Here is a 13,520-nt window from a genome sequence, read left to right as displayed (position 1 = left end):
GCACCCGTTCGCCGGGCATTCTTGTTAGTTTCCATAAATGTATCCGGGCAGCCAAAGAGCGATCTCCGGAAAAACCATTATTATGATCAAGGCCAAAACCATCACGCCCACAAACGGTATGATCGACCGATAAATGTCATTGAGCCCGATTTCAGGTGGGGCCATCGCACGCATCAGGAACAGGTTGTAACCGAATGGCGGCGTCATATAGGCAATCTGCGTGGTGATCGTGTACAGAACACCGTACCAAATCAAATCAAAGCCCAGTGCTCCGACCAACGGCACATACAATGGCGCCACGATAACCAACATCGCCGTATCATCCAGAAATGTCCCCATTACAATAAAGCTTAGCTGCATCAGGATCAGGATCATCCAGGGAGAAAGACCGAGCTGCTCTGTAAAAAGATTGTCGATGGCTTTCACAGCACCCAGACCATCAAACACAGCACCAAACCCAAGCGCGGCCAAAATGATCCACATGAACATGCAGGAAATCGCCAATGTCTGCTTGGTACATGTCTCGAAAATCTTCCACGTCATTCGACGCTTTAGGACAGAAATAACAAGAGCAGTCAGCGCACCGATGGCCGAGCTTTCTACAAGCGAGGTCCACCCGTTCACGAAAGGCACCATCATCGCGGCAAAAATGATTAGCGGCAGCGCCCCTGCCCCAAGCAGCCGTATTTTTTCGGTTTGCGTTACTTCGTGCACGTCCTCCATTGCAGGACCAAGATGCGGTTGAATTCGACAGCGAATCCAAATGTAAAGAATGAACATGCCCGCCATCATCAACCCCGGTACGATGCCAGCCAACCAAAGCTGACCAACGGGCTGGCGCGCAATCATCGCGTACAAAACCAACACCACCGATGGCGGAACAAGTATCCCCAAGCTTGAACCGGCCTGAATGACTCCCGTCACCATTGTCTTGTCATAACCTCGCCGCAAAAGTTCGGGCAAAGCTATCGTCGCGCCAATGGCCATTCCTGCCACACTGAGACCATTCATCGCCGAGACCAATACCATCAGGCCAATTGTGCCTATGGCCAGACCGCCATTCACTGGCCCCATCCAGACATGGAACATGCGATAAAGATCGTCGGCCAAACGGCTCTCGCTAAGCACGTAGCCCATAAAAATGAACATCGGCAATGTCAGCAGCGGGTACCATTTCATCAGCTTCATCGCTGCAGAAAACGTTATGTCCTGCCCGCCAGTGCCCCACAGCGCCAACGCCGCAATTGTCGCCACAGCCCCGATTGCGCCAAAGACGCGTTGACCCGTAAAGAGCATCAGCATCATTAGCGCGAACATGAAAATGGCGATGTATTCCTGGCTCATGCCCGCCTGACCCCGATTTCCTGCCCGTTTATTCGGGCAATGTCTTTGAAGAATTCGGAAACCGCTTGAAGCAGCATCAGAAAAAAGCCGAAGACCATGATGACTTTGACTGGCCAGATGTATGGGCGCCACGCCGTGGACGAGCGTTCCAGGCGTCCAATTTCCTCATTGCCAGTCAAAAGCCCCGTGAAATATGAAAACGGCGCATCGCCCCAATACCCTAGGCTGTAAGCGGTGGAACCCATGCCTCCGTAAAACAATACGCCCAAATACAGAATCAAAAGCAGCACAGTGAACGCATCAAACCACGCTTTTTTGTGCGGGCTCCAATTGTGGTAAAAAAGGTCCATTCGCACATTGGACCCTAATTGGATCGAATATGGCCCACCTACAATGTAATAGGTGACCATAGCAAACTGCGCCATTTCCAGCGTCCAAAGAGATGGTGTAAAAAAAGTCTTTGATACTGAGGACCACAACAAGATCCCCATCATCACAAAAAGACCCCACATCATAACGCGGCCAACCCGGTAATTTACCGCGTCCACGATCCGGACATATCTGGCCATAAATCCGATCACGCTGAGCGCCTTTCGTTCAAACCAGCGAGCGTTTGCCCAATCCACGGCGTTAACCAGTCAACCATAGTCTTTTGTTGTTGGGGCGTTTCAATTAAGTCGTTTCGGATTTCTATCATTACATTCAGCAGATCGTTTTGAACCGCATGTACATCCAAAGTGTGCGCAACGCCGTCGACCGCAGAATACGGTTCGTTCAACCGGATGGTGTAAGGCTGTGGTACGGGACGGTTCGCTAACATTGCCTCAGCAAACCGCGCGTCCTTTCCGTGCAAGAGACCCAACTCGACCGTGCGTGTCTTGCCGCGAAAGACAGGGGTGAAGCTGTGTATTGTAACCATCAACTCCAAGGTTTCGCGGTTTTTTGCGATTTCGTTAGAAAGAACAGAAAAAAAAGGGTGGTAGACCTCGGTAACTCTATTCGACTTTTCCTTTTGGGTCATACGCGCGTTCGCCGGTATTGTGATATCCTCGCTCTGAGACGGCATCGCGTCATCGGCATCAGGCGGGCGGTTACAGTCATAAACCAGCCTCGATACCCCGCCGAAAACTAGTGAAGCACACATGCTACCTGCGATGCCGCGTGCTACTGATAACGCTCCGGGGTCCCAGGCAATGTGGGTGCGCAACGCGTCACGACTCAGCCCCATATTATCCAGAAACCCAGGTACCCGATTAGACGCATGCTCACACACCACCACAATCGAAGGCGCACCCTGAGCGGACACTTTGTGCACGACCGGGCCATACCCTGACTTACCTTGATGCGATTCCATCTGGCTCATGCGGAAAAATCTCTACATTGGATGTTCACCTGTCAATATTTTTCCTGTACAAATTTATTCAGGCTTGCCTCTCATGTCAAAAAATGGACAAACCGGCCTTTGCAAACTAGGGAGTGATCCATGCGAGTGACAGAAAAGCTCCTTGCACACCGGGAGGATATGACCCCGTCGGAACGTCAATTGGTAAACGTGTTGCTCGATGATTATCCTATGGCGGGTCTTGGCAGCATAACTGAGCTGGCCAGTATCGCCTCGGTTTCGACAACCACCGTTGCACGCATGTTGCAAAAGACAGGATTTGAGGGCTACCCGCAGTTCCAAGCCGCCGTGCGTGGCGAAGTCAAAGAGATGATTTCTGGGCCAGAAGCCAAGCGCGACGTCTGGCAGAACGACCTTCCGGAAGAACACATCCTCAACCGTTATTCGCGTCAGGCACTCGAAAACCAAAAGCGTTCAATCGACGAGATCGACCCAGAGGAGTTCGACAGCTTCTGCCGAATGTTGTGCGACCCCGATCGACGCGTGTTCATAACTGGCGGCCGGATCACCGGAACTCTAGCGAGATATCTGTACCTGCACCTGCAAATGATACGGCCAGATGTTAAACTGCTGGCTGATGCCGCGTCTTGGACACATGATCTGTTAGAGGTGCGCAAGGGTGATATTTTAGTGGCTTTGGATGTTCGCCGTTACGAAAATACCACGTTGCTAATCGGGCAACTGTGCCACGAGCGTGAGGCGGAAGTTGTACTGCTTACAGATCAGTGGCGTTCACCTATCCATCGGCTGGCGAAGCACACATTTGCAGCGCGTATCGCCGTTCCATCTGCATGGGACTCAATGGCTGCACTGTTGGTTTTATTGGAATGCGTGATTGCAGAGGTTCAAGAACGACTTTGGGACAGCGTAAAGGAACGAACAGACGCACTGGAAAAGGCTTTTGATCGAACAAAACTATTCCGCAAATTTGGTCAAAGTGCCAGCTCATGATCGCTGGCCGGGTTTAGCGAATACAACTGCGCGTGAGGACTGTTGCCAGCCTTCACTCAAGACGTACACTCGGTCCCATGACCTTTGTTGCGGAAAACCAACTCTCCTTGCTGATCCTCTTTTTTCTCGCCGGTTCGATCGGTACTGCCTTTTTGTTCCGCAAACCCGCCGGACATCGCGCTTGGAAACTCGCCGATCTGGTTTGGGTCGTGTTAGGAGGAATCGGAGCGTTGGTTGCAGTACTGGCTGGTCTGTATACCTCTGATAGCTCACGACTGGACCGCCAAATCGATGTTGCCTACGCCGCGACTTTGGCGTTTGACCGCGATGCAGCCCGGTTTCGCCTGCGATTTTGCGATCCGGCCTATGATCCGGACACTGCCGTCTTGTGCGACAAGGTCGAATTCTTGTCTGCATCAACGGCCAGCAACGCCGACCTCCCGCTATTTATCGCAGTTACAAACGAAGTCGCACCGCTCCAAGGGCTTCATCTGCTGTTCGGGCGCGGCTCTAAAGACGAAATGGATGGGGCCCGCGGCATGGCTGCTAAGGCAGATGCATTCGATATTGAACAGTTTCTTGTGTTCACATCGTTAGATGATGCAACCCAATCCGCTATCGAAAGTTTACGGCGCAAAGTACCCGCCATAGCCGGAGATTACATGATTTTGGCGCAAAGCTATGATGATCTGATCGAACAGGTAAGCAAACTGAAAGATGAATGGGAATTCTTACAAGAGAACGCGCATATTTTGGTTTTGCAAATTATTGCTTTGTGCTTGGTCAGCTTTGCCGCTCCGTTCCGATTGGGTAAATCAGTTGTAGAGCTGCGCGCATCTCTCAGCGGCGATACTTCTGGGCCAATTGCTCAGTGTCAGCCCCAAGAAAGTACTGGGCAAGAACCCAAAGATTCCGAGCGCCCCGCCGCAGCCAACCATGATGAATATAGCGTTCCGCATTCGTGACTGCGTCTGCATCCAGCACGGTTACGCGCGGAAGCGCCCTAACAAGGGCTACATCTTCCATCAATGGTTGATCTGGGAAACCTCCAGCTGCGCAATAATCTTGCCTACGAACTAACAGTCCCTGATCCCCATAGGGCAAAGCAAACAGCCGACTGCGCAGGTTCGCCCACCCAGCTACCCAAGCTGGGCCGAAACCAGTGGCACGAAATCGCAAACGAAATGTAGCCGGATGCCCTAAAGGTAGATGATCAGCTACGACCTCGCTCCAGCCTTCCTGCAATCTCGTATCGGCATGTAGTATCAGCAGCCATTCTCCCTTGGCGGGATCACACCCCCTACGCAATTGTCCCCCGCGAGAAGCGGCACCGGCAACAATGACCGCTCCGGCTTGATCGGCCAACTCAATAGTAGAATCGGTGGACCCACCGTCACTGATTATCAGTTCGTGTATAAGACCGGCTTGCACCCCTTCGAACAAAGCCTGCAGGGTCGCAGGTAGTTCGGCGCCTGCGTTTAAGGTCGGGATCACGATGCTGATCGGAGCGGTCATTCACGAAACCCTCTGGTCACGGCGATGCGATCACCTATATCACGGTGCCAAGACGAAAGACGAGGATACTCAATGCACAACCGCCGCATATTGCGCCTAACCGGGTCAGATACAGATAGTTTTTTGCAAGGCATCGTCACTAATGACGTAAACCGGTTGGATGACGGTTTGGTCTATGCAGCATTGCTGACTCCCCAAGGCAAGTATTTGGCCGATTTCTTTCTTATGCGGCATGGATCGGACGTCTTGCTGGACGTATCTGGCGGTTTGGCGGATGGGTTAATCAAACGCCTAAATATGTATAAATTGCGGGCGGATGTATCGATAGAAGACGCTAACTTAAATTTGCAACGTGGAACGGGGGAAACGCCAGCAGGCGCCCTGCCCGACCCTCGGCATCCGGATTTGGGCTGGCGCGCCTATACCAGTGCGGCACCCAGCGAGGATGGAACCGATTGGGATGAAATTCGCGTTCGCCACTGCATTCCGGAACCGGGAATCGAATTGACGCCTGACAGCTATATCCTGGAGTCCGGGTTCGAGGCGTTAAACGGTCTGGATTTCAAAAAGGGCTGTTATGTTGGGCAGGAAGTAACTGCCCGCATGAAGCACAAAACCGCATTGCGCAAGGGCCTGCGGCAAGTCGCCATTGACGGCGCGGCACCGGTTGGCACTGAAATCACTTCGGGCGGAAAATCAGCAGGAACACTTTTTACGCAGTCGGGAGATCGGGCAATAGCTTTTCTTCGCCTCGACCGAGCAGGCAACGACATGCGCGCAGGTGACGCCAAAATTCGACTAGTTGAATAACCTTAATTGCCTCCAAGCCGACAAGCTGTTCTGTAAACTCAAGTCAAGTTCGTTTGACCCTGGCGATATGCACGGTATCACTGGATACAAATAACTGGTCAGGATATTCGCATGTTTCGCCTTTACGCCGCGATCTGGCGCGCCAGCGCCGGACGGCAGATCATCCTAATTCTACTCTCTCTTGCGATCGCAGCGTTGGCTGCAGTTCCACTGGAGTTTCAGCGCGACATCATCAACCACCTGACAAGCGAAGAAATCAAAACTGACCACCTCATTATGCTGGGAACCGGTATGATGGGGGTCATTCTATTGAGCCTGGTTTTAAAGTGGATACTCGGATTTCGCGCCGGAACACTGGGTGAGGATCTAATTCGTCTGATCCGTCAACGCCTTCTGGTTCGTGCCATCGACGTAAACGAAACGGGTGAGGATGTCCGCAAAGGCACAATGACCACCGCCATATCCGCCGAAGCAGAGGAACTTGGAAAATTTGCCGGTGGCGCATTTTCCGATCCGGTCGTGCAGATCGGAACCCTGATCAGTGTGATTGGCTATATTTCGTCCACCCAACCCGGTCTGGGGCTAATTGCATTTTCTATGATCATTCCTCAGATCATCATAGTTCTCGTCTCCCAACGCAAAGTTAACACTTTTGTCGCCGAAAGGGTCCACATCTTACGCAGCGCCACGGACAAACTGACAATTGGCGACATTAATGAATTGGCGAAAGAAATCGACGTACAGTTTGATGAGATTTTTGAAACGCGTCGCAAGATGTTCATATGGAAACTGTCCGCCAAATTTTTGCTTAGCGTTATCAATGGCGCTGGGACAGTCGGCGTCCTAATGTTAGGCGGTTGGCTGGTTCTGAACGGAAAAACTGATGTCGGAACAGTTGTGGCGGCGACCAGCGGTCTTGGTCGTATTCAGGGCCCGACTTCGTTCCTTATTGCGTTTTACCGTCAGGTCAGCGCCAACCGGATAAAATACGATCTTTTGTTGGAGCTATTTGGCGACCATCCCGAGCAGTACCGCAGAATACGGCGTCCCTAAAAACGCAAAGGACCGCCAAAGCGGTCCTTGTTGCCAACTGGATGTATAAGTCAGGCGCGTTCCGAATACTCCATGGTTTCGGTGTTAACCACGATCATCTCGTCCTGACCGATAAATGGTGGGACCATAACTTTGACGCCATTGTCCAAAACCGCTGGCTTAAACGAATTTGCTGCGGTTTGTCCTTTGACTACGGGTTCAGTCTCAACGATTTTGCAAGTGACTTTTTGCGGTAGCGTCGCATTGAGCGCCTCGCTTTCGTAGAATTCCACAACTATGGTCATGCCGTCCTGCAGAAATGGTCGGCGTTCACCCAGCAGGTCAGCAGGCAGTTCGATCTGTTCGTAAGATTCGGTGTCCATGAACACCAGCATTCCGTCGGTTTCATAAAGAAATTGCTGATCTTTCTGTTCAAGGCGCACGCGCTCGACTTTGTCTGCCGAACGGAAGCGTTCATTCAGTTTCGAACCATTTCGCAGGTTACGCAATTCGACCTGAGCAAAAGCGCCGCCTTTACCGGGCTTTACGTGATCTACTTTGACTGCTGCCCAAAGTCCGTCATTGTGCTCAAGCACATTGCCCGGGCGAATTTCGTTCCCATTTATCTTGGGCATGACATAAATCCTTCACAAATGGTTGATGCGCCAGTTGTCGTCCCTATATCTGGCGGGAACACCCCTGGCAAGACAACGAAACCTAGTGCTGCACCTGCAGAGAGCCATGCAAATTACGCAACGCAACTATGCATTTTAGGTGTATCCGAATCGCAACAAATAGGTCATAAGGACCGTCACGCCGAAAAATGCAAGAGCAAGAAAAATAGGGAAAACGAGATGAGAGATTTCGTTGACGGCACAGCCTTTAACAATGAGCAAGGCAACCGTGCTCGGAAACTATTCGCGGCCGTCGTACTGGCCGCACTGGATGATGCCATAGCCGACGACAAGAAATACGGTAATGGCCCTGAACAGATTGCCCGATGGGCCCGCTCGCGCGATGGACGCGAGGTACTGTCGTGCGCCGGGATCGACCCAAACGAACGCGTCGTCAGCGGCCTGATGGAGTTTGTCGGTCGTGGCGTCAGGACCTCTGTCGCGTTGTCACGCGAAGAAAGCGAACGCCGTAATGCAGCGCATCAGGCCGAAGCTGCCTGATCGCACTTAATTTGATGGAAAAAACGCGCTCTTTAAACTGGGGCGCGTTTTTCTTTGGAACAGCGTGCGGCAAATAAAGCCGGATTTGTCGAATCCGCCTATGCTGGCGTTAACCGACCCATGGCAGAAGGGCCAGTCCCTTTGAGTGACAGTGAATTGGCGATCACCGGATGCTAGAAGGGTAAATCGAAACCCCGGCCAAACAATTTACGAAACAGATTTTAAACCGCGACCCTTTTATCACCGGCCAAAGGAAACTATCCAAAGCAGGTCGATAAAAGCTGTGGCGCCTGTCAAAACATGGGCGGACTTGTTCAACTTTGGCTTTTCCTTTGTCCATAAATCAGGTCATCTGCGCGTAAATGCTGGAGGCAACTTATGGCTCGGTCCATTATGATACAGGGCACCGGCAGCAATGTCGGGAAATCGGTTCTTGTGGCCGGTCTGGCACGCGCCTTCACCCGTCGCGGATTGAAGGTGGTGCCATTTAAGCCTCAGAACATGTCAAACAATGCTGCGGTTGCCGAAAACGGCGGCGAGATTGGACGGGCTCAAGCATTGCAGGCCCGCGCAGCGAAACGAAAAACGCACACCGATATGAACCCAATTCTGTTAAAGCCGGAAACAGATACTGGAGCACAAATCATCGTGCACGGTCAACGCGCCGGAACGATGAGAGCCGCAGACTACCGAAAAGACAAATCCAAACTGCTTGGTGCGGCGCTGGAGAGTTTTGACAGATTATGCGCAGATGCTGATCTAGTTCTGATCGAAGGGGCTGGTAGCCCGGCTGAAACCAACCTACGCAAGGGAGACATAGCCAACATGGGCTTTGCCTGTGCAGCTGGTGTTCCGGTCATTTTGGTCGGCGATATCCACCGTGGCGGCGTCATCGCGCAAATAGTTGGAACGCAGGCCGTTCTGGATTCTGATGACCTCGCAATGATCCGCGGCTTTTCCATAAACCGATTCAAGGGCGATGTATCTTTGTTTGATGAAGGACGAGATGTAATTGCGGCTCGCACGGGATGGCCATGTCTGGGTGTTGTGCCATGGTTTGATCAGGCATGGAGGCTACCGGCAGAGGATATGATGGATATCCGTTCTCACCCCGTAGGCGCGCTGAAGGTAGTGGTGCCACAGCTGGAGCGAATGGCCAATTTTGACGATCTCGACCCCCTGTCTGCAGAACCCGAAGTTTCAGTTGAAATTGTGCCCGCCGGCCGAGCCTTGCCCGGGGACGCTGATTTGGTGTTGCTGCCCGGAAGCAAGTCAACAATCGGGGATCTTGCTTTCTTTCGCGCTCAGGGTTGGGATGTGGATCTTTATGCGCATGTGCGGCGTGGGGGGCATGTATTAGGTCTGTGCGGTGGCTACCAAATGCTTGGTAAATCAATATCAGACCCAGACGGAGTAGACGGAAGACCCGGGAATGTACCCGGATTGGGCATGCTTGATGTAACCACCACAATGTCCGGGCAAAAGAAGGTGAGCTTACGCAACGCGATCGCTATGCCAGGCAAGGAAAGTGTCAGCGGATATGAAATTCACATGGGTCGGACCGAAGGACCCGATTGCACCCGCGCATGGTTGGAGATTGACGGTCGCCCCGAAGGTGCGGCCAGCCCTAATGGACGAGTTCGCGGAAGCTATTTACACGGAATTTTTGCGTCAGATGCCTTTCGCTCCAGCTTTCTCAAAAATTTGGGCGCAAAATCTGACCTGGCCTATGAAGACGGCGTAGAGAATATTTTGGACGAACTTGCTGAGCATCTGGAAAGACACATGGACTTAGATTTGCTGCTTTCTATGGCAGAAAATCCAAAACGCGCTTAGATGCTAACTCGTTTCCTGCGAAGCGATAACCTTGTTAATCTCTCGTCGTACCATTTTGCGTATGTTGCGCGTGATGCCTTCGCCCAACTTACCCTGTAGTTCCTGACGAACGATCTGAGCCACCAATTCGCTAAGCACGTCTTCGTCCAACGCCTTCGAACCCTCTTCCACCGACGCAGGAGCATCGGCACGATGGCTGAAAATCAAAGGCGTTTCCGTTTCCTCCTCTGCCGATTGATCGGCAGGATCCTGCGGCCATTCAACAGCTTGGTTCGGCGTTCCGGAATAAGCGTCATCACTTTCGCCATCCGGTTCCCACTGATCCTCAGTTCTGGCTATCGCGGCCTCTAGCGCCTCGATCTTCGCGCTAAGGCTGCCCGCGAGATCCCGCCTTTCACCAAGCCTTAAAGGGACGATGGGCATTGGCCCGTCGTCGAACTCTTCGTCTTGAATGTCAGGTTCGCTCGTTTCAGCATGTGGTCGAACAATATCACTGAGGTGTAAGCGCATTGGCGCAGCGATGCCTGCTGTCTCAGCCTCAGCTTTCTTTGCCTCTTCGCCACCCTCAGATTCTGTGACCAGCTTCAGTGGCGCGGATTTTTCTTCCTCGCCGACACGAAGCGCTTCGGTCAGAACCAACCTGCCCGGTTTGCGCGCGGCCGTCGGAATAAAAATGAACTCCGATTCTTCGCGTACTTCTTCACTGACCAATCGCTTAACCGAGGACAGAACATCTTCAACATCCGCATTCGTTACACTGTCAGACATAGTTCTCAATCACTCTAACCTTTGAGAACAATAGTACCCAATCCGGACCGCACTCACAACCGATTGTATTATCTCTTATTCGCGTCGCAATGCCTTGAGAACGCGGTCAAGGTCACGACTTTGCTTGCTGACCTGCGCAGGCGCCCTTTTGACTAGGTTGTAATACAGTGTAGGGTCATAAATCTGCACCGCGAGGCCAAGACGCTCTGCGGTAAGCAAACCCTGCGCCTGAAGCAACTGGTAAGCTGCCAGCGACCGCTCGGTACGTGAAACTACTTCGGCCAATTGCGCGTCCAAAAGGTCCTGCTGCGCCGCCAGGACGTCCAACGTTGTCCGAGCGCCGAGAGTGGCCTCTTCGCGAATTCCATCGAACGCGACTTGCGAAGCACGAACTCGTTCTGTCGAAGCCGTCAGGCTGGCAGTTGCTGTCTGAAAGCGAACATAAGCATCCGTGACACCTTGGGTAATGTCCTTTTGCACAATCAGCAAGTTCGCTCGCGAAGAGTCCCGCTCCGCCATTGCCCGCCGGACTGACGCAGCCAACCGCCCGCCCGCATAGATTGGTTGCGTTAGATCCAAAGAAACTCTTGCGTCATTCCTATAGTCGTCGTCTTCGTAGCTTTCAGTAATTCCAGCGTCCGCGTTCAATCTGACGTTGGGTCCTAAATTCGACCTTTGTTGCTGAACAAATAGGTCTAATGCTCGTACCTGGTGCTGGGCAGACAAGATAGCCGGATGATTACGCTGAGCCAGAGACTGCGCCTCGGATTCCGAACTTGGAAGGTTTGGCAAGCCGGGCTGTCCTGTCGTGCGTCCGGGTAACTTTCCGACAACATTAACATATTCCGCCTGAGCGGTGCTTAAATCGCCGCGTGCCCCTGCCAGGTCCGCACGAGAGCTGGCAAGCTGGGCCTCCGACAAGGCAACGTCTGTCCGTGTAACTTCACCTACTTCAAAACGGTCTTGCGAGGCCCGAAGTTCCTCAGCCGACAGGTCAACGTTGTTTTGACGGATGCCGACCGTTTCTTCCTGTAAAAGCACGCCCAAATAGGCCCTTGCTGCACGAAAAAGGACCTGTTGTTCGATATCGATAAGGGACTGCCGTGTTGAAAGTACCCTTTCCTGCGCGGATTGCTTTCCCAGAACAGATGCTCCGCCGTCGTATATCAATTGGCTGAGCGTCAACCCGGTGAAAAAGGTCGACGGTTCATCCGTGGTCAAAACACCACCGGTGCGAGCGCGCGAAAAATCCTGACGAACACGTGCCGTCCAGTCGATGATCGGCCGCAGAGCAGAAAGCGCAATTGCGACATCTTCATCCGCTGCACGCAACAAAGCCCTGTTCTGTTCTAACAAACCACTTGTGTTGTACGCGCCAATGAATGCGTCCGTTAGATTATCAGCCCAGGCAGGCCGCCCGGGAAGGGCCACCATAGCAATGCTTGCTGTCAAAGCCATTGCTTTGATCAGCTTTTTACTTGCCGTCCCACGCATGTCAAATTCCTCTCAAACCAAATTTAGGCAGCGACTGGAACAATTTGCGTCTTTGTTTTCAAGTAATCAAGGCAACAAAAAATTTTGCTGAACGACTATAGCGAAAATGCAAACATTTTGGAAAAAGCACTTAAAACTGGGGCCGATGCGTTGAATGCATATCGCCAAGTAACGTGCCCGGCCGACTTGTGTCCGATTTTTACGGTTCCCAAGTCTCCTTCCATGAATATGCAGGCGATACGTCCTTGATCCTTTAGTTGATCCAGAATTGCTTCGGGAACCCGCTCGACACCGCCTTGGATCATAATGACGTCATAGGGACCATGCTCCGCAGCGCCCAGTTCCAACGGACCAGTGTGCACAATTGCATTGTCAACATCTGCATTCATTAGAATTGTCTGCGCATCTACCGCAAGTTCTTCGTCATCTTCGACGCCAACCACCAACTGAGCCATTCGAGCTGCCACCGCCGTTGAATAGCCAAGTGCGGGGGCAATATCCAAGACAACCTCGTCGTTGGAAATATTCAGTATGTCCAAAATCTTGGCGAAGGTCCGTGGTTCTAGAATACAGCGCCCGTTACCCAGATCGATCAAATCCTCAACATAAGCGGCCTCGCGCTGTGCGTCGGGAACGAAGTTTTCGCGCTCAACTGACAGCATTGCGTCTATGATGGGAAACTTGGTCACATCTGAAGGTCGGACTTGAGTATCAACCATTGTAAGGCGGCGGGATGCGAAATCTGTCATGTCATCGCTCGTTCATGTTCCATCTTTCTGCGGCTTGTGCCACATCCATTCGGTTGCGGCAACGTCGTTAAGACCGAAACAGTACTGCGAGTCTATAGATACCTGGCCAAAGCTTGATATGACTCCGGTCGTCAGATTTCCGCTCAAACCACTGGACGTCTTCTTAGAAAGCTGGTAGAACGCCCACCACACCACAGCAAGTAATTGATTTTGCTAGAAAAGGCGAGTTGGCGGAGTGGTGACGCAGCGGATTGCAAATCCGTGTACACCGGTTCGATTCCGGTACTCGCCTCCATTTTATTCTAAATCATTGACTTAGCCCAGTGGTGCTCGGGTGTGACACAAAGTGGGACACACCTACAATGATGCACTCATCCTACCTATCCCTTTCAAGACATGGTATTTATTACTTCCGTTGGCCTATCCCTCCCTCTTACCAGCAAA

At 52.2% G+C, this 13,520-nt stretch carries 13 protein-coding genes, 1 tRNA gene and 1 pseudogene; 7 read left to right on the top strand and 8 right to left on the bottom strand.

From position 1 onward, the window contains the following. Nucleotides 1–24: 24 nt before the first annotated feature. Genes AC2FNV_RS02080 through AC2FNV_RS02070 form a run of 3 tightly spaced genes read right to left on the bottom strand, consistent with a single transcriptional unit; the run spans nucleotide 25 to nucleotide 2,707 of the window. A complete protein-coding gene (locus AC2FNV_RS02080; protein ID WP_170603852.1) occupies nucleotides 25–1,344 on the bottom strand; it encodes a TRAP transporter large permease in 1,320 nt (439 codons plus the stop codon). After that, complete coding sequence (locus tag AC2FNV_RS02075) at nucleotides 1,341–1,913, bottom strand: TRAP transporter small permease subunit (RefSeq protein ID WP_170603853.1); 573 nt, start codon at nucleotides 1,911–1,913, stop codon at nucleotides 1,341–1,343. Before AC2FNV_RS02075 ends, AC2FNV_RS02080 begins: the two co-directional genes overlap by 4 nt. Before the next feature lie 8 nt (nucleotides 1,914–1,921). Beyond that, the gene (locus AC2FNV_RS02070; protein WP_170603854.1) at nucleotides 1,922–2,707 is read right to left on the bottom strand and encodes an N-formylglutamate amidohydrolase; all 786 of its coding nucleotides are present in this window, start codon (nucleotides 2,705–2,707) and stop codon (nucleotides 1,922–1,924) included. A 120-nt stretch (nucleotides 2,708–2,827) separates the two neighbouring features. On the opposite strand from AC2FNV_RS02070, the gene AC2FNV_RS02065 reads away from it, so the two are divergent. Both AC2FNV_RS02065 and AC2FNV_RS02060 read left to right on the top strand, forming a co-directional pair. After that, nucleotides 2,828–3,697, top strand: coding sequence for a MurR/RpiR family transcriptional regulator (locus AC2FNV_RS02065; protein ID WP_170603855.1), 870 nt, complete (start codon nucleotides 2,828–2,830; stop codon nucleotides 3,695–3,697). 77 nt (nucleotides 3,698–3,774) lie between these two features. Next, nucleotides 3,775–4,530, top strand: a pseudogene (locus tag AC2FNV_RS02060) (hypothetical protein); the annotation flags it as partial. 7 nt (nucleotides 4,531–4,537) lie between these two features. Here the strand turns inward: AC2FNV_RS02060 and AC2FNV_RS02055 are convergent. Further along, nucleotides 4,538–5,212 (bottom strand): TIGR04283 family arsenosugar biosynthesis glycosyltransferase, encoded by a 675-nt coding sequence (locus tag AC2FNV_RS02055; protein WP_170475920.1) that lies wholly within the window; start codon nucleotides 5,210–5,212, stop codon nucleotides 4,538–4,540. 72 nt (nucleotides 5,213–5,284) lie between these two features. Here AC2FNV_RS02055 and ygfZ point away from each other — a divergent pair, with 72 nt between their 5' ends. Both ygfZ and AC2FNV_RS02045 read left to right on the top strand, forming a co-directional pair. Continuing rightward, nucleotides 5,285–6,022: a CAF17-like 4Fe-4S cluster assembly/insertion protein YgfZ gene (gene ygfZ, locus AC2FNV_RS02050; RefSeq protein ID WP_170603856.1), complete on the top strand. Its 738-nt coding sequence runs from the start codon at nucleotides 5,285–5,287 to the stop codon at nucleotides 6,020–6,022. A 111-nt stretch (nucleotides 6,023–6,133) separates the two neighbouring features. Continuing rightward, entirely contained in the window at nucleotides 6,134–7,075 is a 942-nt protein-coding gene (locus AC2FNV_RS02045) for an ABC transporter transmembrane domain-containing protein (protein WP_170475924.1), read from the top strand. A gap of 50 nt (nucleotides 7,076–7,125) precedes the next feature. Here the strand turns inward: AC2FNV_RS02045 and efp are convergent, their stop codons facing one another. Then, complete coding sequence (gene efp, locus AC2FNV_RS02040; RefSeq protein WP_170475925.1) at nucleotides 7,126–7,689, bottom strand: elongation factor P; 564 nt, start codon at nucleotides 7,687–7,689, stop codon at nucleotides 7,126–7,128. Nucleotides 7,690–7,908: 219 nt separating this feature from the next. Here efp and AC2FNV_RS02035 point away from each other — a divergent pair, with 219 nt between their 5' ends. After that, complete coding sequence (locus AC2FNV_RS02035; RefSeq protein ID WP_039525333.1) at nucleotides 7,909–8,229, top strand: DUF6280 family protein; 321 nt, start codon at nucleotides 7,909–7,911, stop codon at nucleotides 8,227–8,229. 378 nt (nucleotides 8,230–8,607) lie between these two features. Further along, nucleotides 8,608–10,065, top strand: coding sequence for a cobyric acid synthase (locus tag AC2FNV_RS02030; RefSeq protein ID WP_170603857.1), 1,458 nt, complete (start codon nucleotides 8,608–8,610; stop codon nucleotides 10,063–10,065). Nucleotides 10,066–10,068: 3 nt separating this feature from the next. Here AC2FNV_RS02030 and AC2FNV_RS02025 read toward each other — a convergent pair whose 3' ends face one another. The 3 genes from AC2FNV_RS02025 to AC2FNV_RS02015 form a co-directional block, all read right to left on the bottom strand. Beyond that, nucleotides 10,069–10,833, bottom strand: a complete 765-nt coding sequence (locus AC2FNV_RS02025; protein WP_170603858.1) for a hypothetical protein — start codon at nucleotides 10,831–10,833, stop codon at nucleotides 10,069–10,071. Between the two features lie 75 nt (nucleotides 10,834–10,908). Next, entirely contained in the window at nucleotides 10,909–12,327 is a 1,419-nt protein-coding gene (locus tag AC2FNV_RS02020; protein ID WP_170603859.1) for a TolC family outer membrane protein, read from the bottom strand. 95 nt (nucleotides 12,328–12,422) lie between these two features. Further along, nucleotides 12,423–13,076: a protein-L-isoaspartate O-methyltransferase family protein gene (locus AC2FNV_RS02015; RefSeq protein ID WP_170475932.1), complete on the bottom strand. Its 654-nt coding sequence runs from the start codon at nucleotides 13,074–13,076 to the stop codon at nucleotides 12,423–12,425. Between the two features lie 221 nt (nucleotides 13,077–13,297). Between AC2FNV_RS02015 and AC2FNV_RS02010 the strand changes: the two genes are divergently transcribed. After that, a tRNA-Cys gene (locus AC2FNV_RS02010) sits at nucleotides 13,298–13,371 on the top strand. Nucleotides 13,372–13,520 lie beyond the last annotated feature (149 nt).

This window comes from Ruegeria sp. BHSA163, from assembly GCF_059613365.1.
This window is presented reverse-complemented; position numbering and strand designations above follow the sequence as displayed.

Bases quoted from the DNA above. Each gene is read 5' to 3' on its own strand.
- AC2FNV_RS02080 (WP_170603852.1), bottom strand. From the start codon at position 1,344: ATGAGCCAGGAATACATCGCCATTTTCATGTTCGCGCTAATGATGCTG.
- AC2FNV_RS02065 (WP_170603855.1), top strand. From the start codon at position 2,828: ATGCGAGTGACAGAAAAGCTCCTTGCACACCGGGAGGATATGACCCCG.
- efp (WP_170475925.1), bottom strand. From the start codon at position 7,689: ATGCCCAAGATAAATGGGAACGAAATTCGCCCGGGCAATGTGCTTGAG.
- AC2FNV_RS02035 (WP_039525333.1), top strand. From the start codon at position 7,909: ATGAGAGATTTCGTTGACGGCACAGCCTTTAACAATGAGCAAGGCAAC.
- AC2FNV_RS02015 (WP_170475932.1), bottom strand. From the start codon at position 13,076: ATGACAGATTTCGCATCCCGCCGCCTTACAATGGTTGATACTCAAGTC.
- AC2FNV_RS02045 (WP_170475924.1), top strand. From the start codon at position 6,134: ATGTTTCGCCTTTACGCCGCGATCTGGCGCGCCAGCGCCGGACGGCAG.
- AC2FNV_RS02020 (WP_170603859.1), bottom strand. From the start codon at position 12,327: ATGCGTGGGACGGCAAGTAAAAAGCTGATCAAAGCAATGGCTTTGACA.
- AC2FNV_RS02055 (WP_170475920.1), bottom strand. From the start codon at position 5,212: ATGACCGCTCCGATCAGCATCGTGATCCCGACCTTAAACGCAGGCGCC.
- AC2FNV_RS02025 (WP_170603858.1), bottom strand. From the start codon at position 10,833: ATGTCTGACAGTGTAACGAATGCGGATGTTGAAGATGTTCTGTCCTCG.
- AC2FNV_RS02075 (WP_170603853.1), bottom strand. From the start codon at position 1,913: ATGGCCAGATATGTCCGGATCGTGGACGCGGTAAATTACCGGGTTGGC.
- AC2FNV_RS02070 (WP_170603854.1), bottom strand. From the start codon at position 2,707: ATGAGCCAGATGGAATCGCATCAAGGTAAGTCAGGGTATGGCCCGGTC.
- ygfZ (WP_170603856.1), top strand. From the start codon at position 5,285: ATGCACAACCGCCGCATATTGCGCCTAACCGGGTCAGATACAGATAGT.
- AC2FNV_RS02030 (WP_170603857.1), top strand. From the start codon at position 8,608: ATGGCTCGGTCCATTATGATACAGGGCACCGGCAGCAATGTCGGGAAA.